Below are 22,963 nucleotides of genomic sequence, written 5' to 3'. Positions count from 1 at the left end.
TCGCACCCCGGGGACCGTGCCTCGCGGGGCGGGGAGGATCAGAGCTTGGTCCACGCCTCCGTCAGCACCGAGCGCAGGATGCCTTCGATCTCGTCGAAGGTGCCCTGGTCGGCGATGAGCGGCGGGGCCAGCTGGATGACCGGGTCGCCACGGTCGTCGGCCCGGCAGTACAGGCCGTTCTCGAAGAGCGCCTTGGAGAGGAAGCCGTAGAGCACGCGCTCCGTCTCCTCGTCCGTGAAGGACTCCTTGGTGGCCTTGTCCTTGACGAGCTCGATGCCGTAGAAGAAGCCGTTGCCGCGGACGTCGCCGACGATCGGCAGGTCGTGCAGCTTCTTCAGGGTGTTGAAGAAGTTGCCCTCCTGGTCCAGCACGTGCTGGTTCAGGCCTTCCTTGTCGAAGATGTCGAGGTTGGCGATCGCGACCGCCGACGACACCGGGTGGCCACCGAAGGTGTAGCCGTGGAGGAAGGTGTTGTCGCCCTTGTAGAACGGCTCCGCGATGCGGTCCGAGACGATGCAGGCGCCGATCGGGGAGTAGCCCGAGGTCATGCCCTTGGCGCAGGTGATCATGTCCGGCACGTAGCCGAACTTGTCACAGGCGAACATCGTGCCGAGGCGGCCGAAGGCGCAGATCGTCTCGTCGGAGACGAGCAGCACGTCGTACTGGTCGCAGATCTCGCGGACGCGCTGGAAGTAGCCGGGCGGCGGCGGGAAGCAGCCACCGGCGTTCTGCACGGGCTCCAGGAAGACGGCAGCGACGGTGTCGGCGCCCTCGAAGAGGATCTCCTGCTCGATCTGGTCGGCGGCCCAGCGGCCGAAGGCCTCCGGGTCGTCGCCGTGGATCGGGGCGCGGTAGATGTTGGTGTTCGGCACCTTGTGCGCGCCGGGGACCAGCGGCTCGAAGGGGGCCTTCAGGGCCGGCAGACCCGTGATGGACAGGGCGCCCTGCGGGGTGCCGTGGTAGGCGACCGCACGCGAGATGACCTTGTACTTGGTGTGCTTGCCCTGCAGCTTGAAGTACTGCTTGGCGAGCTTCCACGCGGTCTCGACGGCCTCGCCGCCACCGGTGGTGAAGAACACCTTGTTCAGGTCGCCCGGGGCGTAGTCGGCCAGACGCTCGGCGAGCTCGACGGCCTTGGGGTGGGCGTACGACCACACGGGGAAGAACGCGAGTTCCTTGGCCTGCTTGTACGCGACCTCGGCCAGTTCCTCGCGGCCGTGTCCGGCGTTGACGACGAACAGACCCGCGAGACCGTCGAGGTAGCGCTTGCCCTTGTCGTCGAAGATGTAGGTGCCCTCACCACGCACGATGGTGGGAACGGGCGAGTTCTCGTACGACGACATGCGGGTGAAGTGCATCCACAGGTGGTCGTACGCGGTCTTGGACAGGTCCTGGGTCACGATTATCGAGTTCCCCACATATAGGTCTGCTTCTTGAGCTTGAGGTAGACGAAGCTCTCCGTGGAGCGCACGCCGGGGAGGGTGCGGATGCGCTTGTTGATCACATCCAGCAGGTGGTCGTCGTCCTCGCAGACGACCTCCACCATCAGGTCGAAGGAGCCCGCGGTCATCACCACGTACTCGCATTCGGCCATGGCCGTGAGTGCCTCCGCGACCGGATCGAGGTCACCCTCGACGTTGATGCCGACCATCGCCTGGCGCCGGAATCCCACGGTGAGCGGGTCGGTGACGGCGACGATCTGCATGACGCCCTGGTCGAGCAGCTTCTGCACGCGTTGGCGCACGGCGGCTTCGGAGAGGCCCACGGCCTTGCCGATCGCCGCGTAGGGACGGCGACCGTCCTGCTGGAGCTGTTCGATGATTGCCAGGGAGACGGCATCGATCGTCGGGGACGAACCGGTTCCGGTTCTGGAGTCTGTGCTTCGACTGGCCACACCTTCACTGTGCACCGAGATTGTCAGTCACGCAAGCCCGAAGCGATGTAATTCGTTGTGTGAGGCTCTCGATCTCACTGAATCCGAAGTTGGAGGGGGTCGGGGCTATGGAAAGCGTCAGTCGAGCGACTAGGCTGAGGTGTCTCGCCCATCGGGACGCCGCACAAGGACGTGCGACGACGAACGTGACAGGAGGGGTGGCAAGTGACCACCGAGCTGCGCCGGCTGCGTAACTACATCAACGGGGAGTTCCGCGACGCGGCCGACGGCCGCACCATCGAGGTGGTCAACCCGGCCACCGGCGAGGTGTACGCCACCTCCCCGCTCTCCGGCCAGGCCGACGTCGACGCCGCCATGGAGGCCGCCGCGGCCGCCTTCCCCGCCTGGCGTGACAGCACCCCGGCCGAGCGCCAGAAGGTGCTCCTCAAGATCGCCGACGCCTTCGAGGAGCGTGCCGAGGACCTCATCGCCGCCGAGGTCCTGAACACCGGAAAGCCGACCGCCCTCGTCGGGAGCGAGGAGGTGCCCCCGATGGTGGACCAGATCCGCTTCTTCGCCGGTGCCGCCCGCATGCTCGAGGGCCGTTCGGCCGGCGAGTACATGGAGGGCATGACCTCCATCGTCCGCCGCGAGCCCGTGGGCGTCTGCGCCCAGGTCGCGCCGTGGAACTACCCGATGATGATGGCCGTGTGGAAGTTCGCCCCGGCGCTCGCCGCGGGCAACACCGTCGTCCTCAAGCCCTCGGACACGACCCCCGCGTCGACCGTCCTGATGGCCGAGATCATCGGGCAGATCGTCCCCAAGGGTGTCTTCAACGTCATCTGCGGTGACCGTGAGACCGGCAAGGCCATGGTCGAGCACCCGACCCCGGCGATGGCCTCCATCACCGGTTCGGTCCGTGCCGGCATGCAGGTCGCCGAGTCGGCGGCCAAGGACGTCAAGCGCGTCCACCTGGAGCTGGGCGGCAAGGCCCCGGTCGTCGTCTTCGAGGACACCGACATCGACGCGGCCGTCGGCGACATCTCGGTCGCGGGCTTCTTCAACGCCGGCCAGGACTGTACGGCCGCCACCCGCGTCCTCGTCCACGAGTCCATCCACGACGAGTTCGTCGCCGCCCTCGCCAAGGCCGCCGCCGAGACGAAGACCGGCCAGCCGGACGAGGAGGACGTGCTCTACGGACCGCTGAACAACGCCAACCAGCTGAAGCAGGTCTCCGGCTTCATCGAGCGCCTCCCGGCCCACGCCAAGGTGGAGGCCGGCGGTCACCGCGTCGGCGACAAGGGCTACTTCTACGCCCCGACCGTCGTCTCCGGCCTCAAGCAGGACGACGAGATCGTCCAGAACGAGGTCTTCGGCCCGGTCATCACCGTCCAGTCCTTCACGGATGAGGCCCAGGCCCTCGCGTACGCCAACGACGTCGAGTACGCCCTCGCCTCCTCCGTCTGGACCAAGGACCACGCGCGCGCGATGCGCATGTCCAAGGCCCTCGACTTCGGCTGCGTGTGGATCAACACCCACATCCCGCTCGTCGCCGAGATGCCCCACGGCGGCTACAAGAAGTCCGGCTACGGCAAGGATCTCTCCGCGTACGGCTTCGAGGACTACACGCGCATCAAGCACGTCATGACCTCCCTGGGCTGACACCACCCCGGCGCGTGAACCGCGGCCCCGCCACCCTGGTCGACAGGGTGTCGGGGCCGCGCGCCGTCGCTCGACGGACCGTCCATAGCCGCAGGTGGCAGTGGATGTGGATGCTGGGTCGGTGAGAGCGATAGCCAGGAAGAGCATGTCCCGCCGGTCCCTGCTGCGCGGGATCGGCGGTGTCGGAGCGGCCGCGGCGCTCGCCGGGTGCGGGGTGCCCGCCGCCTACGTGGACGAGCGCGACCGGTCGGGCCGTGACCTGTCCGCGCGCGACCGGACGCTCGACTTCGCCAACTGGCCGCTCTACATCGACACCGATGACGACGACACGGCGAAGCGCCCGACCCTGGACGCCTTCCGTGAGCGCACCGGGATCTCCGTCCGCTACACGGAGGAGATCAACGACAACGACGAGTTCTTCGGCAAGATCGGCCCGTCCCTGATGAACCACCAGGAGACCGGCCGCGACCTGATCGTCGTCAGCGACTGGATGGCCGCCCGCTTCGTCCGCCTCGGCTGGGTCCAGGAGATGGACCGCACCGCCCAGCCGCACGTCGCGCGGCACCTCAACCCGCAGCTGCGCTCGCCCGCCTTCGACGCGGGCCGCCTGCACAGCGTGCCCTGGCAGTCCGGGATCACCGGCATCGCCTACAACCGGAAGAAGCTCGGCCGGGAACTCCGCTCCACCAAGGAGCTGTGGGCCGACGACCTGCGCGGCAAGGTCACCCTGCTCTCCGGCCTCGACGAGTCCATGTCCCTGCTGCTCCAGGGCAACGGAGTCGACGTGACCCGGTGGACGGGCGACGACTTCCACGCCCTGTGCGAGCAGGTCGAGGGGCTCGTCCGGAAGAAGCACATCCGCCGCTTCACCGGCAACGACTACATCAAGGACCTGTCCACCGGCGACGTGCTCGCCTGCCAGGCGTACTCCGGCGACGTCATCCAGCTCCAGGCCGACAACCCCGACATCGCGTTCGTCGTGCCCGAGGAGGGCGGCGAACTGTGGGCCGAGTCCCTCATGATCCCCAACCGGGCCCAGCACAAGACCAACGCCGAGAAGCTGATCGACTACTACTACGAGCCCGAGGTCGCCGCCGAACTCGCCGCCTGGGTCAACTACGTCTGCCCGGTGCCGGCCGCGCAGGACGTCCTCGCGGACTCCGGCGACGAGGACCTGGCCGCCCTCGCCGAGGACCCGCTGATCTTCCCGGACCCCGACATGCGGGGAAGGCTCGCCATCGCCCGCGACATCCGCGCCGACGAGCGGCAGGAGTTCGCGAAGAGGTGGAACGCGATCGTGGGGCTGTGAGCGAGGGGTGGCGTCGGTGCCGGAGCCCGTACCCGCGTAACGGCCACCGGTGATCAGTCCGGGAGGCCGTACGCCGACACCATGAGCTTCAGTGCCGTCCGGTTCATGTCCTGGCCCTTGGCGTCGGTGGAGTTGACGCTGTAGACGAGGGTGCGCGCGCCGTCCCGGGTCGAGGCGATGGCCGCGTTGTACCCCCAGCGGCCACCCGTCTTGCCCCAGACCTCGCGCCCGCCGAGCCGCTTCATCGACAGACCGGCGGCGTACGCGGCCGGGTCGCCCGTCTTCACGTCCGGGACCTTCGGCAGCGTGAACATCTCCTCCAGGAGCGGTCCGCGCACCACCCGGCCCGCGAACAGCTCCCGGGTGAACCGCTCCAGGTCGGCGGTGGTCGAGACGAGGTCCCCTGCCGCCCAGCCGTCCGTCGTCCCCCACACGGAGACGTCACGCAGGCCGGTGGTGCCGTCGTCGAGCCGCATCGTCTGTTAGCCGTGGTTGTACGGACCGAGGAGCGCGATCCCGATGTCCACCGCGAGCGAAGCGAGATGGGGGTACCCCCATGCGGAGCTCTGGGGGAGGGTTCGCCGCGCCCCAGCTCCGCGCCCGCTCCCACCGGAGCCGTACGACCCCGCGTATGTCTCCGCCTATGTCGCCCCGTACGTCCCCTCGTGCGTCCCCCCGCGCGTCCATTACGGCTTGCGGCCCACCGCGCCGAACTGCGCGACCTCGGTGGCCCCTTCGGCGCGCCAGCGCGCGCACGACACGATGCCCGGCTCCAGCAGGTCGAGCCCGTCGAGGAAGGAGGTGAACTCGGCTCGGCTGCGGGCGGTGATCGGCGGCGTCGCGTTCTCGTTCCAGAAGGCCATGGCGGCCTTGTTGCCCTCGCCGCCGAGCTCCGGCTCCAGCGTCGGGTGGGTCAGGACCAGGTGACTGCCGGAGGGGAGCGCGTCCATCAGGGTCCGCACGACCTTCCGGGCCTCGCCCGTGTCCAGGACGAAGTTGAGGATGCCGAGCATCAGCACCGCCACCGGACGGGACAGGTCGAGCGTCGCGCCGGCGGCCGCCAGGATCTTCTCCGGGTCCCGCGCGTCCGCGTCCACGTACTCGGTGACGCCCTCCGGCGCGCTGGTCAGCAGCGCCCGGGCGTGGGTCAGGACGATCGGGTCGTTGTCGACGTAGACGATCCGGGAGTCGGCGGCGACCCGCTGCGCCACCTCGTGGGTGTTGTCGGCGGTCGGCAGGCCCGTACCGATGTCCAGGAACTGGCGCACGCCCGCGTCGGCCGCCAGATGGGTCACCGCCCGGCCGAGGAACGCCCGGTCCGCGCGGGCCACTTCGCCGATGCTCGGATAGAAGGCGGTGACCTGGTCGCCAACCGCGCGGTCCACCGGGTAGTTGTCCTTGCCGCCCAGCCAGTAGTTCCACACCCGGGCGTTGTGGGCGATGTCGGTGCGGATCCGGTCGTTCATGCGCGAGCCTTTCGCAGGGCGGCGGCGAGCGTGTCGACCCGGTTCGTGGTGATCGAGTCGACCCCGTTGAAGATCAGCTTACGCATGGTGCGGGAGGTGTCCGCCGTCCAGGCCGAGACGAGCAGACCGTCCCGGTGGATCCGCTCGGTCAGCTCCCGACCGGCCAGTCCGAAGCGGTAGTTGAGCCACTTCGGCCGCACCGCGTCGAGCAGCACCCGCCGGGGCGGGGCGAGCGAGGTCCACGTCAGGGCGATCTCGGCGGCCGGGTCGGCGGCCCGCACCTGGAGCATGGCCACGGACCCCGCGCAGTAGTACACGCGCTCCCCGGCGCCGCACTCCCGGATCGTGCCGACGATCGTGCGGACCGAGTCCTCGTTCCCGCCGGGCAGGTCCAGCATCAGCCGGTGCGCCCCGGCGGCGATCAGCGCCTCGCGCAGGGTCGGCACCCCGCCGTACGTCAGCTCGCGCAGCTGCTCGTACGAGAGCCGGGACAGCGGCCGGTCGTGGCCCCACAGCCGCTTGAGGGTGTCGTCGTGGAGGAGGACGGGCACGCCGTCCTTCGTGAGCCGGACGTCGACCTCGACCGCGTCCGCCCCCCGCTCGATCGCCGAGGCGATCGAGGGGAGCGTGTTCTCACGGAGGCGGTACGGGTCGCCGCGATGACCTACGACAGTGACGGTGCGCATGGCCCCATTCTCACCGCCGGCTCTCACCGGCGTCAGCGAGCGAGCCAGCCGTCCGTGTACGTGTCGATCTCGGCGGCGATCCGCGCCTTGCCCGCCGCGTCGAGGAAGGAGGCCTCCACCGCGTTCTTCGCGAGGGCGGCGAGACCGCGCTCGTCGAGGCCGAGGAGCCGGGCGGCGACCGCGTACTCGTTGTTGAGGTCCGTGCCGAACATCGGCGGGTCGTCGCTGTTGACCGTGACGAGGACCCCGGCCTCGACCATCTGCCGGATCGGGTGCTCGTCGAGCGTGGCGACGGCCCGCGTCGCGATGTTGGAGGTCGGGCAGACCTCCAGGGCGATGCGCCGCTCGGCCAGGTGGGCGAGGAGCGCCGGGTCCTGGACGGAGCTGGTGCCGTGGCCGATGCGCTCGGCGCCCAGGTCGTTGATCGCGTCCCAGACCGTCTGCGGGCCGGTCGTCTCGCCCGCGTGCGGGACGGAGTGCAGACCGGCGGCGCGCGCCAGGTCGAAGTACGGCTTGAACTGCGGGCGGGGGACCCCCACCTCGGGGCCGCCGAGACCGAAGGAGACCAGGCCCTCGGGGCGGATCCCGTCGGTCGTGGCGAGCCGCGCGGTCTCCTCGGCGGAGACGAGGCCGGCCTCGCCGGGGATGTCGAAGCACCAGCGCAGGATCGTGCCGAACTCTGCCTCAGCCGACTTGCGGGCGTCCTCGATCGCCGCCATGAAGGCCTGCTCGTCGATGCCGCGGCGGGTGGAGGAGTACGGGGTGATGGTCAGCTCGGCGTACCGGATGTTCTGCCGGGCCATGTCCCGCGCGACCTCGAAGGTGAGGAGCCGGACGTCCTCGGGGGTGCGGACGAGGTCGACCACCGACAGGTAGACGTCGATGAAGTGCGCGAAGTCCGTGAACGTGAAGTAGTCGGTGAGGGCCTCGGGGTCCGTGGGCACCTTGGAGTCCGGGTGCCGGGCCGCGAGCTCGGCGACGATGCGGGGCGAGGCGGAGCCGACGTGGTGGACGTGCAGCTCGGCCTTGGGCAGGCCGGCGATGAAGGGATGCAGGTCGGTCATCAGGTCATCGTAGGCCGGGCGGTTCCCCCTCATGGGTGAGGTCGTAACATGGCGTGACCACGATGGGGGAGGCCCATGTCTGACAACCGAGACCAGCCGCAGGGCGGTTACGACCCGGCGGACCCGTGGGCTCCGCCGAACCGCGACGGCGTGGAGCTGAGCAAGCCCGTGACGCCCTCGACCCCGCCGGTGCACGACCAGATGACGGTCACGTCCATGCCGGCCGCGACCGGCCCCGTTGACGTACCGCCGCCCCCGGTCGCCCCCGGCGGCCCGGCGACCACGCCCGGCTACGGCTACCCGGCGGCCACCCCGCCGGCCGGGGCCTACGGCTACCCCCCCGCCGTGAGCGCGCCGGCGCCGCCGACGTCGGCGTACGCGTACCCCTCCTACGGCGCGGGGTACGGCCAGCCGCCCGGCTGGCAGCAGCCCGCCAACGGCATGGGCATCACCTCGATGGTGCTCGGCATCATCGCCGTGGCCGGATTCTGTCTGTACGGGCTCGGGGTCATCCTCGGCATCCTGGCGCTGATCTTCGGCATCATCGGCATGAAGAAGGCCGGCCGGGGCGAGGCGACCAACCGGGGCATGGCCCTCGCGGGCGTCATCCTCGGCTCGATCGGCATCGTGGTCAGCGGCGTCTTCCTGGGATTCATGATCTGGGCGATCGCCCAGGACTCCACGTCCTACGACAGCGACAGCGACCCGTACAACAGCCTGGGCGTCCAGAGCGTCCGCTAGGACCTGGACCTGGACCTGACGGACCCGCCAAGGTCCGACCCAGGCAACCGGCCCCGTGCCTCACGAGGTGCGGGGCCCTGCCGCGTTCAGGCTGCCCGCAGCCGGTCCCGGGCCTCCATCAGGGCGAAGCCCAGCAGGTTCAGGCCACGCCAGCGGGCCGGGTCGTGGGCGGCGGGGTCGTCGGCCGCGAGGCCGATGCCCCAGACACGGTCCACCGGGCTCGCCTCCACGAGGACGCGGCTGCCCGTGCCGAGGAGGTACGCGCGGAGGGCCTCGTCCGCGGCGAACTTGTGGACGCTGCCCTCGACGACGATCCCGAGCCGCTCCCGCTCCCACACCGTCTCGTCGAAGTCCCGCACCAGCCGGCCCGCCTTCTTCGCCTCCGCCGGGGTACGGGCGGACAGCGCGGCCCGCTCGGCCTCGACGTCACCGAAGAGGCGGGCCTTGGCCGCCATCATCCAGTGCTCGGCGGTCGCGTACCGCACTCCGTCGACCACGAAGGGTGCGGGCCACCACTGGCTCAGGCAGCTCGCCGAGAGCCGCCCGTCGGGGTGCGGGCGATGGCCCCAGAAAAGCAGCCATTTGACGTGCTCACCGGCGTTGACCTGCTGCGTCAGCTCGTCGATCTTGTTCATGCACGCGAGTCTGGCATCCGCCACGGACACTCCGTACGGAGATATTCCGGCCACCTCGACACATGGTCGACCGATTCCGTTGCGTAACCAAAAGGCAACAACGGAATCCCTTGTTGGAGTGCCTCCCTCATGTCAGGATCGGCACTCAATTCGAGCTGGAACAACGGAGAGCGTCATGGGCAACCGCTTCCAGGTGACGGACCGCTTCGCGGACGGCGCACAGTACATCGGCGGACGGCTCCGGGCCGGAACCTCCGATCGAGAACACACGATCATCAACCCCGCCACCGGCGAGGGCATCTACACCTACCGGCTCGCCTCCACCGCCGACGTGGACGAGGCCGTCGCCGCCGCGAAGGCCGCCTTCCCCGGCTGGTCGGGCGCCACCCCTGGCGAGCGCTCCGACGCCCTCCACCGCTTCGCCGGAGTCCTCGCCGACTGGGCCGAGGACATCGCGACGGTCGAGTCGCTCCAGGCCGGCAAGCCGCTCCGGCTCACCACCGAGTTCGACGTACCGGGCACGATCGACAACACCGCCTTCTTCGCGGGTGCCGCCCGCCACCTCCAGGGCCAGGCCGCCGCCGAGTACAGCGGCGACCACACCTCGTACATCCGGCGCGAGGCGATCGGTGTCATCGGCTCCATCGCCCCCTGGAACTACCCGCTCCAGATGGCGGCCTGGAAGATCCTCCCGGCGATCGCCGCCGGAAACACGATCGTCCTGAAGCCCGCCGAGATCACCCCGCTGACCTCGCTGATGTTCGCGCAGGCGGCGACCGAGGCCGGCATCCCCGACGGTGTCATCAACATCGTCAGCGGCTCAGGCCGGGTCGTCGGCGAGCACCTCGTCGGCCACCCCGACGTCGTCATGACCTCCTTCACCGGCTCCACCCCGGTCGGCAAGCGCGTCGCCGAGGTCGCCACCGCGACCGTCAAGCGGCTCCACCTCGAACTGGGCGGCAAGGCCCCCTTCGTGGTCTTCGACGACGCCGACCTGGAGGCCGCCGCCAACGGCGCCGTCGCCGCCTCCCTCATCAACACCGGCCAGGACTGCACCGCCGCCACCCGCGCGTACGTCCAGCGCCCGCTCTTCGACGCCTTCGTCGCCCGCGTCGCCGAACTGATGGAGTCGGTCCGCGTCGGCGATCCCTTCGACGCCGCCACCGACCTCGGTCCGCTGGTCAGCCACGCCCAGCGCGACAGCGTCGCCGGCTTCGTCGAGCGCGCCCGCGGCTACGCCACCGTCGTCGCCGGCGGCGAGATCCCGGGGGCCAAGGAAAATGAAGACAGCCTCAAGGACGGCGCGTACTATCGTCCGACCCTGATCACCGGCGCCGCGCAGGACAGCGAGGTCGTGCAGTCGGAGATCTTCGGACCGGTCCTGGTGGCCCTGCCCTTCGACAGCGACGACGAGGGCATCCGGCTCGCCAACGACACCCCGTACGGCCTCGCCGCCTCCGCCTGGAGCCGCGACGTCTACCGGGCGAACCGCGCCACGCGGGAGCTCCGGGCGGGTTGCGTCTGGGTCAACGACCACATCCCGATCATCAGCGAGATGCCGCACGGCGGCACCAAGGCATCGGGATACGGAAAGGACATGTCGGTGTACTCCTTCGAGGAGTACACGCAGGTCAAGCACGTGATGTTCGACAACACCGCGGTCGCCGCGAAGGACTGGCACCGCACCATCTTCGGGGACCGATAGCACCTCGCCGCCCGACCAGCGGCTCACACCCTCCCGAAAGGGCACAGCGCATGGAGCAGTACGAGCCCGAAAGCCTCTCCGCCGCACAGCTGGCGGCGATGCAGCGCAGTCTGACGAGCGGCCGGGGCGCCCTCACTCGTCGTTCGATGCTGCGCGCAGGCGGCGTCGGCGCGCTCACGGTCGGCGGTCTCGCCGGCCTGAGCGCCTGTGGCATCCCGCCGGCCAAGCGGGAGGGACAGGGTCCCGCCTCCACCGATCTCTCGGCCAAGGAGAAGAGCCTCGCCTTCTCCAACTGGACCGAGTACATGGACATCAGTGAGGACGAGAAGTCCCGTCCCACGCTGGAGGCGTTCACGAAACGCACCGGGATCAAGGTCAAGTACACCGAGGACATCAACGACAACGTCGAGTTCTTCGGCAAGATCAAGCCGCAGCTCGCGGCCGGTCAGGACACCGGCCGCGACCTGATCTGCGTCACCGACTGGCTGGCCGCCCGGATGATCCGGCTCGGCTGGGCGCAGAAGCTCGACCCGGCGAACCTGCCCAACGCGTACGCGAACCTCTCCACGCAGTTCCGGCGCCCCGACTGGGACCCGGGCCGCGCCTACTCGTACCCGTGGACGGGCATCTCCACGGTCATCGCGTACAACTCCAAGGCGACCGGCGGCAAGAAGGTCGACTCGGTCACCCAGCTCCTGGACGACCCCTCCCTCAAGGGTCGGGTCGGCTTCCTCACCGAGATGCGCGACTCCGTCGGCATGACCCTGCTCGACATGGGCAAGGACCCGGGGAAGTTCACCGACGCCGAGTACGACGAGGCGATAGGCCGGCTCCAGAAGGGCGTCGACAAGAAGCAGATCCGCCGCTTCACCGGCAACGACTACACCTCGGACCTGGACAAGGGCGACCTGGCGGCCTGCCTCGCCTGGGCCGGTGACGTCATCCAGCTCCAGGCGGACAACCCGGACATCAAGTTCGCCATCCCGTCCGCCGGATACATCACCTCCAGCGACAACCTGATGGTCCCCGCCCAGGCCAAGCACAAGGCCAACGCCGAGAGGCTCATCGACTACTACTACGAGCTGCCCGTCGCCGCGCAGCTCGCCGCGTACATCAACTACGTCTGCCCCGTCGACGGGGTGAAGGACGAGCTCGCCAAGATCGACCCCGAGCTCGCGAACAACACGCTGATCCTCCCGGACAAGGCCATGGCCATGAAGTCGCGCGCCTTCCGCTCGCTCACCAGCGCGGAGGAGACGGCGTACGAGGAGAAGTTCGCCAAGCTCATCGGCGCCTGAGTCCGACCTCGTCCACCTCTCTCACTCCCTGGGACAGCAACCCATGACTGACAAGACTGCTCACACCGGAAAGAACACTGGCGGCGGCGACGTCCGTCTCACCGGGATCAGCAAGACCTACGGCTCCTTCACCGCCGTCCACCCGCTCGACCTGACCGTCCCGCAGGGCTCCTTCTTCGCCCTCCTCGGCGCCTCCGGCTGCGGCAAGACCACCACGCTGCGCATGATCGCCGGCCTGGAGGACCCGACCACCGGCACGATCTCCCTCGGCGACAAGGACGTCACGGACCTCCCGCCGTACAAGCGGCCGGTCAACACCGTCTTCCAGTCCTACGCGCTCTTCCCGCACATGGACATCACCGAGAACATCGCCTTCGGTCTGCGCCGCCGCGGCATCAAGTCGGTGAAGAAGCAGGTCGACGACATGCTGGAGCTCGTCCAGCTCGGCGACAAGGCCCACCACAAGCCGCACCAGCTCTCCGGTGGCCAGCAGCAGCGCGTCGCCGTGGCCCGCGCGCTCATCAACCACCCGCAGGTCCTCCTCCTCGACGAGCCGCTCGGCGCGCTCGACCTCAAGCTGCGCCGCCAGATGCAGCTGGAGCTCAAGCGGATCCAGACCGAGGTCGGCATCACCTTCGTGCACGTCACCCACGACCAGGAGGAGGCCATGACCATGGCCGACCAGGTCGCGGTGATGAACGGCGGCCGTGTCGAGCAGCTCGGCGCCCCCGCCGACCTGTACGAGAACCCGGAGACCACCTTCGTCGCCAACTTCCTCGGCACCTCGAACCTCATCGAGGCCGAGGTCCTGGAGACCGGCTCCACCGGCGGCGACGTGCTCGTCACGGCCGGCGGCGGCAAGCTCCGGGTCCCCGCCGAGCGCTGTACCTCCGCCGTCCGCCAGGGCGGCAAGGTGCTCGTCGGCGTCCGCCCGGAGAAGATCTCGCTCGCGCACGCCGACGACGCGGGCTCGATCGCCGACGGCCGCAACCGGGTCACCGGCCGGATCGTCGACTCCTCCTTCATCGGCGTCTCCACGCAGTACGTGGTGAACAGCCCGGCGGGCGCGGAGCTCCAGGTGTACGAGCAGAACATCGAAAGGGACGCGCGACTCCGCCCCGGAGCCGAGGTCGTCCTGCACTGGAACCCCGCGCACACCTTCGGGCACGACGCGGCGCAGGACATCGACGCGGGCGTGGAGACGGTGGAGGACTCCCTGTGAGCGACGCACGCGAGGCCACCGGCCCGCAGCTGACGACGATGGCCGCACCTCTGCGCCCCGCGGGCGGAGAAGCGAACGAAGGAGGTGCAGCATGAGTACTGCCACCGTGACGAAGGAGGAGGCGCCGCAGCCGGTCGACGAACCGGTGCTGCGCAAGCCCTCCACCCGTAAGCGGCTCGTCCCGTACTGGCTGCTGCTGCCCGGCATCATCTGGCTGCTCGTCTTCTTCGCGCTGCCGCTGGTCTACCAGGCGTCGACCTCGATCCAGACCGGCTCCCTGGAGAAGGGCTTCCAGGTCACCTGGCACTTCCAGACGTACTGGGACGCCTTCACCGAGTACTGGCCGCAGTTCGTCCGCTCCCTGCTGTACGCCGGGACCGCGACCCTGCTGTGTCTGCTGCTCGGCTACCCGCTGGCGTATCTGATCGCCTTCAAGGCCGGCCGCTGGCGCAATCTGCTCCTGGTCCTGGTCATCGCCCCGTTCTTCACCAGCTTCCTCATCCGGACGCTCGCGTGGAAGACGATCCTGGCGGACGACAGCCTCGTCGTCGACGTACTGAACGCGCTGCACGTCCTCGACGTGACCAGCTGGCTCGGCTGGACCGAGGGCGAGCGGGTGCTCGCCACGCCGATGGCCGTGGTCTGCGGTCTGACGTACAACTTCCTGCCGTTCATGATCCTGCCGCTCTACACCTCCCTGGAGCGGATCGACGGCCGGCTGCACGAGGCCGCGAAGGACCTGTACGCCTCCCCGGCGACGACCTTCCGCAAGGTGACGTTCCCGCTGTCGATGCCCGGCGTCGTCTCCGGCACCCTGCTCACCTTCATCCCGGCGAGTGGTGACTACGTCAACGCCGAACTCCTCGGCTCGACCGACACCAAGATGGTCGGCAACGTCATCCAGTCGCAGTTCCTGCGGGTCCTCGACTATCCGACGGCGGCCGCGCTCTCCTTCATCCTCATGGCGATCGTGCTGGTCATGGTCACCGTCTACATCCGCAAGGCCGGAACGGAGGACCTGGTCTGATGCGTTGGATCCGTCGGAACCTCGTCGTCATCGCGGGCCTGCTCACGCTCGCGTACATGATCCTGCCGAACATCGTCGTGATGGTGTTCTCGTTCAACAAGCCGAACGGGCGCTTCAACTACTCCTGGCAGCGCTTCTCCCTGGACGCCTGGAAGGACCCCTGCGGCGTCGCCGACATGTGCGAGTCGCTCTCCCTCTCGCTCCAGCTCGCCGCCTGGGCCACCGTCGGTGCCCTGATCCTCGGCACGATGATCGCCTTCGCGCTCGTCCGCTACCGCTTCCGGGCGCGCGGCTCGATCAACTCGCTCATCTTCCTGCCGATGGCGATGCCCGAGGTCGTCATGGCCGCCTCGCTGCTCACGCTCTTCCTCAACATGGGGATCGAGCGGGGCTTCTGGACGGTCCTGATCGCCCACATCATGTTCTGTCTGTCGTTCGTCGTGACGGCGGTCAAGGCCCGGGTCATGTCCATGGACCCGCGCCTGGAGGAGGCCGCGCGCGACCTCTACGCGGGCCCCGTGCAGACCTTCCTGCGCGTGACCCTGCCGATCGCCGCGCCCGGCATCGCGGCCGGCGCGCTGCTCGCCTTCGCGCTCTCGTTCGACGACTTCATCATCACCAACTTCAACGCGGGCTCCACGGTCACCTTCCCCATGTTCGTCTGGGGCTCGGCGCAGCGTGGAACCCCCGTTCAGATCAACGTCATCGGCTCCGCGATGTTCGTCCTCGCGGTACTGATGGTGGCAGCCGGGCAAATCATCACGAACCGGCGCAAGAAAACAGCAACAGCCTGAGCAATAGGCAGCTCAGGCACCGAAGGAGTTGGAAACCATGGCCCCAGTTGCCATGCGTCTCGCTGCACAATCTCTCTCCGACGCCCAGCCCGTCCCCTTCTGGCTGGAAGATCCCGGCAAGCCCGGAGCCCTGCCCGCCCTCACCGGCACCGAGAAGTGCGATCTCCTCGTCGTCGGCGGCGGCTACAGCGGACTGTGGACCGCGCTCCTCGCCAAGGAGCGCGAACCCTCCAGGGATGTCGTACTGATCGAAGGGCGCGAGGTGGGCTGGGCCGCCTCGGGCCGCAACGGAGGCTTCTGCGCGGCCTCCCTCACACACGGCTTCGGCAACGGTCTCGCCCGCTGGCCGGGCGAGCTGCCGAAGCTGGAGGAGCTCGGCGAGCGGAACCTCGACGGGATCGAGGAGGCGGTCGCCCGCTACGCGCTGGACTGCGACTTCGAGCGCACCGGCGAGATCGACGTGGCCACCGAGCCGTACCAGGTCGAGGAACTGGCCGAGGTGTACGCGGAGATCGGCCGCCTCGGTCTCGCGGACGGCCTCGAACTCCTCGACCGGGACGCCGTCCGGGCCGAGGTCGACTCGCCGACCTTCCTCGGCGGCCTGTGGGACCGCCGCGGTGTCGCCATGCTCAACCCGGCCAAGCTGGCCTGGGGCCTGAAGCGGGCCTGCCTCGACCTGGGCGTCCGGATCTTCGAGAACACCCCGGGCCTCGAACTGGTCTCCGTCGGCGCCGGCATGGGCGTGCGCACCCCGTACGGCCGGGTCGTGGCCCGCCGGGTCGCGCTCGGCACGAACGTCTTCCCGTCGCTGGTCAAGCGGGTCCGGCCGTACACCGTCCCGGTGTACGACTACGCCCTCATGACCGAGCCGCTCAGCCCCGAGCAGCTCGCCTCCGTCGGCTGGAAGAACCGGCAGGGCCTCGGCGACTCCGCCAACCAGTTCCACTACTTCCGGATCACGGCCGACAACCGGATCCTGTGGGGCGGCTACGACGCGATCTACCCCTTCGGCGGGAAGCTCGACGCCGCGATGGACCACCGCCCGGAGACGTACCTCAAGCTCGCCGAGCACTTCTTCCGCTGCTTCCCGCAGCTGGAGGGCCTGCGCTTCAGCCACGCCTGGGGCGGCGCGATCGACACCTGCTCGCGCTTCTCGGCCTTCTTCGGTACGGCGTACCAGGGCAAGGTCGCGTACGCCGCCGGGTTCACCGGCCTCGGCGTCGGCGCCACCCGCTTCGGCGGGGACGTCATGCTCGACCTGCTCGCGGGGGAGCGCACCGAGCGCACGGACCTGGCCATGGTCCGCTCGAAGCCGCTGCCGTTCCCGCCGGAGCCGGTCGCCTGGGCCGGCATCGGCATCACCAAGTGGTCGATGGCCCGCGCCGACGAGAACGGCGGCCGGCGGAACCTGTGGCTGAAGACGATGGACAAGCTGGGCCTGGGCTTCGACAGCTAGGGCGCGTTTCGAAAGTAGCGTCGTCTGCCCGAAGGGCAGGCCGGGCGGCGTCTGGTGCGTGCGATCGCAAGGCGGAGGGTCGTCCCGATACTGGTGTATCGGGATGATCCCGACAACGCGGCGAGCGTGCGTGCCAGGCGTCGCCCGGCGGACGGGACTTTCGAAACAAGCCCTACTAGGCCTGTCCGGCGGATCATGGCCGGGGTCGCGGCGCCCGGCACGGCGCCTAGTCGGCGGGGTCACGGTGTCTTCCGTGGCCCCGCCGTGCTGTTCCCGCCCGTCGCGGCCGGCTCGCCCTCGCCCTCGCCCTCCGTGTCGACGTGCGGCAGGATCCTGTCCAGCCGCGGGGTCCACCAGGCCCACTTCCCGAGCAGGGTCATCACCGCGGGCACGAGCAGCAGCCGCGCGACGGTCGCGTCGATGAGCACGCTCGCGGCAAGACCGAGCCCCATCATCTTCACCACGATGCTGTCGTTGAGGACGAACGCCGCGAAGACGCTCACCATGATGAGCGCCGCGCAGGTGATGACCCGCGCGGTGATCTCCAGGGCGGTGCGGCACGCTCGCCTTCGCGTCGCCGGTGCGCAGCCACGCCTCGTGGACCCGGGACAGCAGGAAGATCTCGTAGTCCATGCTCAGGCCGAAGACGATCGCGAGCGTCATCATCGGCAGGTAGCTCTCGATGGGCACCTCGCCGGAGACGCCGAGCGCCGGGCCGCCCCAGCCCCACTGGAAGACGGCCACGACGACGCCGTACGAGGCGGCGATGAGACTGCCGAAGCCGATGATCAGGACGACGATCGCGACGCCGAACCCGATCGCCTCGCTGCTCCGGTCGTCCGCCTCGGGCCGGGCCAGTTCGCCCAGCGCTCCGCCGTACTCGACCTGACCCCGGCGGTACGCAGGGGTTTCACGGCGCTGCCCACCCGGTCAGGTAGTCGTCGCCGAGGGTGCCGGGCTGGACGTCGAAGTGGACGGTGATGTAGCCGGTCTTCCCGTCGGTGGACAGCGGCCCGACGTTCGGGGTGCCCGGGGGGCGGGGAGGGCGGCGGGGTGCCGGACGCGGGCTGCGGGCTCGTGGCGTTCAGGACGTGCGGGAGCTTCTTCAGTGAGGCCACGGCGGAGGAGACCTGGTCGCCGACGTCCGTGAGCGGTTCGGCGCCGTCGTACAGCCCGATGTGACCCGGCTCACGGTGAATTCGTGGTCCGAACCCGCGTAATGATCGGCGCGGACCCCGCTCTCTGCGGGTGGACAAGGCGTCCACGCAGAGAAGGGAGGCCGTAGGCCATGACTGGTACGGGGGCGGCCAAGACCGCGGTGGAGTGGCTGGCGTCGGTGGCACCGGATCCTGATGCCTGCCGGTGGGAGTGGGAGCGCAACCCGCACGGGGTCGCGCTGCTGCCCGCCGGAAGGCGTTGGGACGTCCTGATCCTGCCGGGGGAGCTGGGCTATCCGACCCTCGACGTGCTGAGCCGACTGGTGGACCGGCCGGGGCCGGTCCTCGCCGATTTCGGCGACGCCCGGATCGGCTTCTTCGTCCCGCCGGGCACCGCCGCCCGCTGGCTCGGCACCGGGGTGCGCAGCGCCGGCGCCGGTACGTGGATCGTGATCCCGTACCCCGGGAGGGCGACCGGCGGGGTGCGCTGGCTGGTCGCGCCGGACGGGTTGGGCACCCTCAACGACACCTCGCTCCTGGAGCTGGCGATGCACGAGGCGGCGGGCCGACTAGCCGGGGGTGAAGGGGGGTTCGGCAGAGCCTGACCGCATACGAGGAACGAACAGAGGCCTTGACCACTTGATTGGTCTGGACCATGCTGTGGCGCGCTCCCACCTCGATTCCCCCACTCCCGGAGGCAGTTGTGGACCGCACCAGACCCCTCACCCTGCTGTTGGCGGGCGCCCTCGCCGCCGGTGGACTCCTGGCACTCGCACCCGTGAGCGCCCAGGCCGCCGACGCCGAGCTCGCCCGCAACGGCGGCTTCGAGGCCGGCCTCGACGGCTGGACCTGCACGGCGGGCAGCGGCGCCGTCGTCCCGTCGCCCGTGCGCAGCGGGACGAAGGCGCTCCAGGCCACCCCGGCGGGCAGCGACAACGCCAAGTGCTCCCAGACCGTCACCGTGAAGCCCAACTCCGCGTACGAGCTGAGCGGCTGGGTCCGCGGCAGCTACGTCTACCTCGGCGCCTCCGGCACCGGCACCACCGACGTCTCCACCTGGACGGGCTCCGCCCCCGACTGGCAGCGCCTCTCGACCCGGTTCACGACGGGCGCCTCGACCACCTCGGTGACGATCTACACCCACGGCTGGTACGGCACCCCCGCCTACCAGGCCGACGACCTCTCCCTCTTCGGCCCCGGCGGCGACCCGGTCCAGCTCCCGGCTGCCCCCACCGGCCTCGCCGCGGGCTCCCCGACCTCCACCACCGTGCCGCTGACCTGGACCGCGGTCCCGGGAGCCACCTCGTACAAGGTCTACAAGGGCGGTGCGCCCGTCGCGACCGTGACCGGCACCTCGTACACCGTCACCGGCCTCGCCCCCGCCACCTCCCACACCTTCCAGGTCACCGCCGTGAACAGCGCGGGCGAGTCCCCGAAGTCGGCCGCCGTCACCGCCACGACGACCAGCGGCGGCGGGGGCGGCACCCCCGGCCTGCCCGCGCACGCCCTCGTCGGCTACCTCCACGCGAGCTTCGCCAACGGCTCCGGCTACACCCGCATGGCCGACGTCCCCGACTCCTGGGACGTCATCAACCTCGCCTTCGGCGAACCGACCTCGGTGACCTCGGGCGACATCCGCTTCTCCCTCTGCCCCGCCGCGGAATGCCCGAACGTCGAATCCGCCGCCGACTTCAAGGCGGCGATCAAGGCCAAGCAGGCCGCGGGCAAGAAGGTCCTGATCTCCATCGGCGGCCAGAACGGCCAGGTCCAGCTCTCCACCACCGCCGCCCGCGACACCTTCGTCTCCTCCGTCTCGAAGATCATCGACGAGTACGGCCTCGACGGCCTCGACATCGACTTCGAGGGCCACTCCCTCTCGCTCCAGACCGGCGACACCGACTTCCGGAACCCGACGAGCCCGGTCATCGTCAACCTCATCCAGGCGGTCAGGACCCTCAAGGCCAAGTACGGCTCCGGCTTCGTCCTCACGATGGCCCCGGAGACCTTCTTCGTCCAACTCGGCTACCAGTACTACGGCTCCGGCCCCTGGGGCGGCCAGGACCCGCGCGCCGGCGCCTACCTCCCGGTCATCCACGCCCTGCGCGACGACCTCACCCTGCTCCACGTCCAGGACTACAACTCGGGCTCCATCATGGGCCTGGACAACCAGTACCACTCGATGGGCGGCGCCGACTTCCACATCGCCATGACCGACATGCTCCTCACCGGCTTCCCCGTCGCCGGCAACACGGACCGCTTCTTCCCGGCCCTCCGCGCCGACCAGGTCGCGATCGGCCTCCCGGCCTCCACCCAGGCGGGCAACGGCCACACGGCCCCGGGCGAGGTGAACAAGGCCCTCGACTGCCTGACGAGGAAGACCGACTGCGGCACCTACCAGACCCACGGCACCTGGCCCGCGCTGCGCGGCCTGATGACGTGGTCGATCAACTGGGACCGCTACAACCAGTGGGCGTTCTCGAAGAACTTCGATTCGTACACGTGGAGCTGACCGCCAGGACCAGCACCCCCAGGCAGAGGCTGGCCAGCACGTCCAGGGGCCAGTGGTAGCCGCGCAGGACAAGACCGGTCCCCGTCACCGCCGTCAGCACGGCGGCGACGGGGACCAGCCGCTTCGAGACGAGGAAGGCCGCGCCGAAGTAGGCGACCATGGCGGTCGCCGTGTGGCCGGAGGGGTAGTAGCCGGCGGCCCAGGGCTCCAGGGGGCCGGGCCGGGCCGTCCACTCCTTCAGCGGAATCACCAGGAGCGGTACGAGGGCCATGGCCAGCCCCGCGTACAGTGCGGCGGTCCGGCGGCCGCGCCACACCGCGTACGCCATCGCGCAGGCGAGGACCGGCAGGGCGACCGTCATGTCGCCGAGGCCGGAGGCGAGTTCGCTCAGGGAGCGGGGGACCGTGTCCACCAGGGAGCGGGACACCCGCTCGTCGAGCCTGGCCAGGGGGCCGTGGACGAGCACCTGCCAGGTCACGACGGCGAGGGCGACGAGCGCCGAGAAGAGAGCCGGCCGCCCTGGAACAGGGGGGGTGGTTCCAGGGCGGCCGAGGGGATCGGGCTGCCGCGCGCCCCGGGGGGTGTGGGGCGGGCGGCCATCCGATCGGTGAGGAGTCCCGGAGCACGAGGCTCCAGCGGTGTGCGCCGAGGCGCGGTGCGGGCGGTGCTGGGGATGTTCCGCCCGGGGTGTTTCTCTCATCTGCAGAAACCGTACGCCAGAGAAGAGGGGGCCGACAGCGGGAAGGGCATCCCGCCATCGGCCCCCCACAGAGTCTTCACACCATGGCCCTCACGGGGTGGGGTCAGATCTGCGCGAACGCGTTCTCGATGACGTCGAGGCCCTCGTTCAGAAGGTTCTCGTCGATGACCAGCGGCGGCAGGAAGCGCAGCACGTTGCCGTAGGTGCCGCAGGTCAGGACCAGCACGCCCTCGGCGTGGCAGGCCTTCGCCAGGGCGCCGGCGGCCTCCGGGTTCGGCTCCTTGGTCGCGCGGTCCTTGACGAGCTCGATGGCGATCATGGCGCCGCGGCCGCGGATGTCGCCGATGGCGTCGAACTTCTCGGCCATCACCGCCAGGCGCGCCTTCATGACCTCCTCGATGCGCTTGGCCTTGCCGTTGAGGTCGAGCTCCTTCATCGTCTCGATGGAGCCGAGCGCACCGGCGCACGCCACCGGGTTGCCGCCATAGGTGCCGCCCAGACCGCCGCCGTGGACGGAGTCCATGATCTCGGCGCGACCGGTGACGGCGGCCAGCGGCAGACCGCCCGCGATGCCCTTGGCGGTGGTGATGAGGTCCGGGACGATGCCCTCGTCCTCACACGCGAACCACTGACCCGTACGGCAGAAGCCGGACTGGATCTCGTCGGCGACGAAGACGATGCCGTTGTCGTTGGCGAACTTCACGATCGCCGGCAGGAAGCCCTTGGCCGGCTCGATGAAGCCGCCCTCGCCGAGGACCGGCTCGATGATGATCGCGGCGACGTTGTCGGCGCCGATCTGCTTGCTGATCTGGTCGATCGCCTGGGCGGCGGCCTCGGGGCCGCAGTTCTCGGCACCGGTGGGCCAGCGGTAGCCGTAGGCCACCGGCACGCGGTAGACCTCGGGGGCGAACGGACCGAAGCCCTGCTTGTACGGCATGTTCTTCGACGTCAGCGCCATCGTGAGGTTCGTACGGCCGTGGTAGCCGTGGTCGAAGACGACGACGGCCTGGCGCTTGGTGTACGAACGGGCGATCTTGACGGCGTTCTCGACGGCCTCGGCACCGGAGTTGAACAGCGCCGACTTCTTCGCGTGGTCGCCCGGGGTCAGCTCGGCCAGCGCCTCGCAGACCTCCACGTAACCCTCGTACGGCGTCACCATGAAGCAGGTGTGCGTGAAGTCCTGGAGCTGCGCGGAGGCGCGGCGCACGACGGCCTCGGCGGAGGCGCCGACGGAGGTCACGGCGATGCCGGAGCCGAAGTCGATCAGGCGGTTGCCGTCGACGTCCTCGATGATGCCGCCGCCGGCCCGCTTCGTGAAGACGGGCAGCGTCGAGCCGACGCCACCGGCGACCGTGTCGAGACGGCGGGCCTGAAGCTCCAGCGACTTCGGACCGGGGATGGCGGTGACGACGCGCCGCTCCTGCGGGACAGCGTTCATGCGGGGCTCCTGGGGGTGTTCTGGACGCACTTGCGGGTTTCCTCCGCAGGCTAGGCGCGGGGGAGGGGACACGGCATGCGCCGATCGGGAGTGATGGCGGGTGCGCCGTTGTCCGGGATGGACATGGCGGCTCCGCTTCCACCCCCAAGGGTGACGGTTTCCGCCACTCGGCGGCGATCGGCCGTACGGGTGGGCGAAACCCCTCCGGGCCGCGTGCGGCC

The 22,963-nt window shown here is 69.7% G+C and carries 20 protein-coding genes and 2 pseudogenes; 12 read left to right on the top strand and 10 right to left on the bottom strand.

All coding sequences use genetic code 11. The features are described 5' to 3' along the window. Nucleotides 1-38: 38 nt before the first annotated feature. Nucleotides 39-1,418 carry an aspartate aminotransferase family protein gene (locus tag ACWFR1_RS19870; RefSeq protein ID WP_317599592.1) on the bottom strand — a complete coding sequence of 460 codons (1,380 nt, stop codon included), beginning with the start codon at nt 1,416-1,418 and terminating at the stop codon, nt 39-41. Further along, the gene (locus ACWFR1_RS19865; RefSeq protein WP_405858013.1) at nt 1,403-1,909 is read right to left on the bottom strand and encodes an Lrp/AsnC family transcriptional regulator; all 507 of its coding nucleotides are present in this window, start codon (nt 1,907-1,909) and stop codon (nt 1,403-1,405) included. Before ACWFR1_RS19865 ends, ACWFR1_RS19870 begins: the two co-directional genes overlap by 16 nt. Nucleotides 1,910-2,098: 189 nt before the next feature. Here ACWFR1_RS19865 and ACWFR1_RS19860 point away from each other — a divergent pair, with 189 nt between their 5' ends. Together ACWFR1_RS19860 and ACWFR1_RS19855 are read left to right on the top strand one after the other, a co-directional pair. Beyond that, entirely contained in the window at nt 2,099-3,535 is a 1,437-nt protein-coding gene (locus ACWFR1_RS19860) for a gamma-aminobutyraldehyde dehydrogenase (RefSeq protein ID WP_453552862.1), read from the top strand. Nucleotides 3,536-3,680: 145 nt separating this feature from the next. Further along, on the top strand, nt 3,681-4,844 hold the full coding sequence (locus ACWFR1_RS19855; RefSeq protein ID WP_453552860.1) for a polyamine ABC transporter substrate-binding protein: 1,164 nt from the start codon (nt 3,681-3,683) through the stop codon (nt 4,842-4,844). 53 nt (nt 4,845-4,897) lie between these two features. Here the strand turns inward: ACWFR1_RS19855 and ACWFR1_RS19850 are convergent. The 4 genes and pseudogenes from ACWFR1_RS19850 to ACWFR1_RS19835 all read right to left on the bottom strand — a co-directional run. Further along, nucleotides 4,898-5,353 (bottom strand): annotated as a pseudogene (locus tag ACWFR1_RS19850) (serine hydrolase); the annotation flags it as partial. A gap of 177 nt (nt 5,354-5,530) precedes the next feature. Next, a complete protein-coding gene (locus ACWFR1_RS19845) occupies nt 5,531-6,310 on the bottom strand; it encodes an SAM-dependent methyltransferase (protein WP_453552858.1) in 780 nt (259 codons plus the stop codon). Further along, on the bottom strand, nt 6,307-6,996 hold the full coding sequence (locus tag ACWFR1_RS19840; RefSeq protein ID WP_453552856.1) for a glycerophosphodiester phosphodiesterase: 690 nt from the start codon (nt 6,994-6,996) through the stop codon (nt 6,307-6,309). The genes ACWFR1_RS19845 and ACWFR1_RS19840 overlap by 4 nt, the downstream gene beginning before the upstream one ends. Nucleotides 6,997-7,028: 32 nt before the next feature. After that, a complete protein-coding gene (locus tag ACWFR1_RS19835; RefSeq protein ID WP_453552854.1) occupies nt 7,029-8,093 on the bottom strand; it encodes an adenosine deaminase in 1,065 nt (354 codons plus the stop codon). Nucleotides 8,094-8,135: 42 nt separating this feature from the next. Here ACWFR1_RS19835 and ACWFR1_RS19830 point away from each other — a divergent pair, with 42 nt between their 5' ends. Next, nucleotides 8,136-8,801 (top strand): DUF4190 domain-containing protein, encoded by a 666-nt coding sequence (locus ACWFR1_RS19830; RefSeq protein WP_453552852.1) that lies wholly within the window; start codon nt 8,136-8,138, stop codon nt 8,799-8,801. Between the two features lie 86 nt (nt 8,802-8,887). On the opposite strand, the gene ACWFR1_RS19825 is transcribed toward ACWFR1_RS19830, so the two are convergent. Next, nucleotides 8,888-9,436, bottom strand: coding sequence for an NADAR family protein (locus ACWFR1_RS19825; protein WP_453552850.1), 549 nt, complete (start codon nt 9,434-9,436; stop codon nt 8,888-8,890). Nucleotides 9,437-9,611: 175 nt separating this feature from the next. On the opposite strand from ACWFR1_RS19825, the gene ACWFR1_RS19820 reads away from it, so the two are divergent. The 6 genes from ACWFR1_RS19820 to ACWFR1_RS19795 all read left to right on the top strand — a co-directional run bounded on the left by ACWFR1_RS19820 (nt 9,612) and on the right by ACWFR1_RS19795 (nt 16,938). Beyond that, nucleotides 9,612-11,141 (top strand): gamma-aminobutyraldehyde dehydrogenase, encoded by a 1,530-nt coding sequence (locus tag ACWFR1_RS19820; RefSeq protein WP_453552848.1) that lies wholly within the window; start codon nt 9,612-9,614, stop codon nt 11,139-11,141. A gap of 50 nt (nt 11,142-11,191) precedes the next feature. Then, nucleotides 11,192-12,439, top strand: a complete 1,248-nt coding sequence (locus ACWFR1_RS19815) for a polyamine ABC transporter substrate-binding protein (RefSeq protein WP_453552846.1) — start codon at nt 11,192-11,194, stop codon at nt 12,437-12,439. A 43-nt stretch (nt 12,440-12,482) separates the two neighbouring features. Then, on the top strand, nt 12,483-13,661 hold the full coding sequence (locus tag ACWFR1_RS19810) for an ABC transporter ATP-binding protein (RefSeq protein ID WP_453552844.1): 1,179 nt from the start codon (nt 12,483-12,485) through the stop codon (nt 13,659-13,661). A gap of 91 nt (nt 13,662-13,752) precedes the next feature. After that, nucleotides 13,753-14,688, top strand: a complete 936-nt coding sequence (locus ACWFR1_RS19805; RefSeq protein ID WP_453552842.1) for an ABC transporter permease — start codon at nt 13,753-13,755, stop codon at nt 14,686-14,688. Next, the gene (locus ACWFR1_RS19800) at nt 14,688-15,482 is read left to right on the top strand and encodes an ABC transporter permease (RefSeq protein WP_453552840.1); all 795 of its coding nucleotides are present in this window, start codon (nt 14,688-14,690) and stop codon (nt 15,480-15,482) included. The genes ACWFR1_RS19805 and ACWFR1_RS19800 overlap by 1 nt, the downstream gene beginning before the upstream one ends. 37 nt (nt 15,483-15,519) lie before the next feature. After that, on the top strand, nt 15,520-16,938 hold the full coding sequence (locus ACWFR1_RS19795; RefSeq protein WP_453552838.1) for an NAD(P)/FAD-dependent oxidoreductase: 1,419 nt from the start codon (nt 15,520-15,522) through the stop codon (nt 16,936-16,938). A gap of 239 nt (nt 16,939-17,177) precedes the next feature. Here the strand turns inward: ACWFR1_RS19795 and ACWFR1_RS19790 are convergent. Then, nucleotides 17,178-17,748, bottom strand: a pseudogene (locus tag ACWFR1_RS19790) (MMPL family transporter); the annotation flags it as partial. On the opposite strand from ACWFR1_RS19790, the gene ACWFR1_RS19785 reads away from it, so the two are divergent. The 3 genes from ACWFR1_RS19785 to ACWFR1_RS19775 all read left to right on the top strand — a co-directional run bounded on the left by ACWFR1_RS19785 (nt 17,705) and on the right by ACWFR1_RS19775 (nt 20,604). Beyond that, a complete protein-coding gene (locus ACWFR1_RS19785; protein WP_453552836.1) occupies nt 17,705-17,827 on the top strand; it encodes a hypothetical protein in 123 nt (40 codons plus the stop codon). The pseudogene ACWFR1_RS19790 and the gene ACWFR1_RS19785 sit on opposite strands and share 44 nt — an antisense overlap. A 399-nt stretch (nt 17,828-18,226) precedes the next feature. Then, nucleotides 18,227-18,700, top strand: a complete 474-nt coding sequence (locus ACWFR1_RS19780) for a hypothetical protein (RefSeq protein ID WP_453552834.1) — start codon at nt 18,227-18,229, stop codon at nt 18,698-18,700. A 98-nt stretch (nt 18,701-18,798) separates the two neighbouring features. Then, on the top strand, nt 18,799-20,604 hold the full coding sequence (locus ACWFR1_RS19775) for a chitinase (RefSeq protein ID WP_453552832.1): 1,806 nt from the start codon (nt 18,799-18,801) through the stop codon (nt 20,602-20,604). Here the strand turns inward: ACWFR1_RS19775 and ACWFR1_RS19770 are convergent. Both ACWFR1_RS19770 and gabT read right to left on the bottom strand, forming a co-directional pair. Next, nucleotides 20,540-21,304 carry a phosphatase PAP2 family protein gene (locus tag ACWFR1_RS19770; RefSeq protein WP_453552830.1) on the bottom strand — a complete coding sequence of 255 codons (765 nt, stop codon included), beginning with the start codon at nt 21,302-21,304 and terminating at the stop codon, nt 20,540-20,542. The two genes, ACWFR1_RS19775 and ACWFR1_RS19770, sit on opposite strands and share 65 nt — an antisense overlap. Nucleotides 21,305-21,407: 103 nt before the next feature. Beyond that, nucleotides 21,408-22,742, bottom strand: coding sequence for a 4-aminobutyrate--2-oxoglutarate transaminase (gene gabT, locus ACWFR1_RS19765; RefSeq protein WP_453552828.1), 1,335 nt, complete (start codon nt 22,740-22,742; stop codon nt 21,408-21,410). Nucleotides 22,743-22,963 lie beyond the last annotated feature (221 nt).

The sequence above is a fragment of the Streptomyces sp. NPDC055103 genome, assembly GCF_053607625.1.
Note: the sequence above shows the minus strand (reverse complement) of the source record. Positions and strands in the feature narration are given on the sequence as shown.

Bases quoted from the DNA above. Each gene is read 5' to 3' on its own strand.
- ACWFR1_RS19855 (WP_453552860.1), top strand. From the start codon at position 3,681: ATGTCCCGCCGGTCCCTGCTGCGCGGGATCGGCGGTGTCGGAGCGGCC.
- ACWFR1_RS19845 (WP_453552858.1), bottom strand. From the start codon at position 6,310: ATGAACGACCGGATCCGCACCGACATCGCCCACAACGCCCGGGTGTGG.
- ACWFR1_RS19840 (WP_453552856.1), bottom strand. From the start codon at position 6,996: ATGCGCACCGTCACTGTCGTAGGTCATCGCGGCGACCCGTACCGCCTC.
- ACWFR1_RS19835 (WP_453552854.1), bottom strand. From the start codon at position 8,093: ATGAGGGGGAACCGCCCGGCCTACGATGACCTGATGACCGACCTGCAT.
- ACWFR1_RS19830 (WP_453552852.1), top strand. From the start codon at position 8,136: ATGTCTGACAACCGAGACCAGCCGCAGGGCGGTTACGACCCGGCGGAC.
- ACWFR1_RS19825 (WP_453552850.1), bottom strand. From the start codon at position 9,436: ATGAACAAGATCGACGAGCTGACGCAGCAGGTCAACGCCGGTGAGCAC.
- ACWFR1_RS19820 (WP_453552848.1), top strand. From the start codon at position 9,612: ATGGGCAACCGCTTCCAGGTGACGGACCGCTTCGCGGACGGCGCACAG.
- ACWFR1_RS19815 (WP_453552846.1), top strand. From the start codon at position 11,192: ATGGAGCAGTACGAGCCCGAAAGCCTCTCCGCCGCACAGCTGGCGGCG.
- ACWFR1_RS19810 (WP_453552844.1), top strand. From the start codon at position 12,483: ATGACTGACAAGACTGCTCACACCGGAAAGAACACTGGCGGCGGCGAC.
- ACWFR1_RS19805 (WP_453552842.1), top strand. From the start codon at position 13,753: ATGAGTACTGCCACCGTGACGAAGGAGGAGGCGCCGCAGCCGGTCGAC.
- ACWFR1_RS19800 (WP_453552840.1), top strand. From the start codon at position 14,688: ATGCGTTGGATCCGTCGGAACCTCGTCGTCATCGCGGGCCTGCTCACG.
- ACWFR1_RS19795 (WP_453552838.1), top strand. From the start codon at position 15,520: ATGGCCCCAGTTGCCATGCGTCTCGCTGCACAATCTCTCTCCGACGCC.
- ACWFR1_RS19785 (WP_453552836.1), top strand. From the start codon at position 17,705: ATGAGACTGCCGAAGCCGATGATCAGGACGACGATCGCGACGCCGAAC.
- ACWFR1_RS19780 (WP_453552834.1), top strand. From the start codon at position 18,227: ATGACTGGTACGGGGGCGGCCAAGACCGCGGTGGAGTGGCTGGCGTCG.
- ACWFR1_RS19770 (WP_453552830.1), bottom strand. From the start codon at position 21,304: ATGAGAGAAACACCCCGGGCGGAACATCCCCAGCACCGCCCGCACCGC.
- gabT (WP_453552828.1), bottom strand. From the start codon at position 22,742: ATGAACGCTGTCCCGCAGGAGCGGCGCGTCGTCACCGCCATCCCCGGT.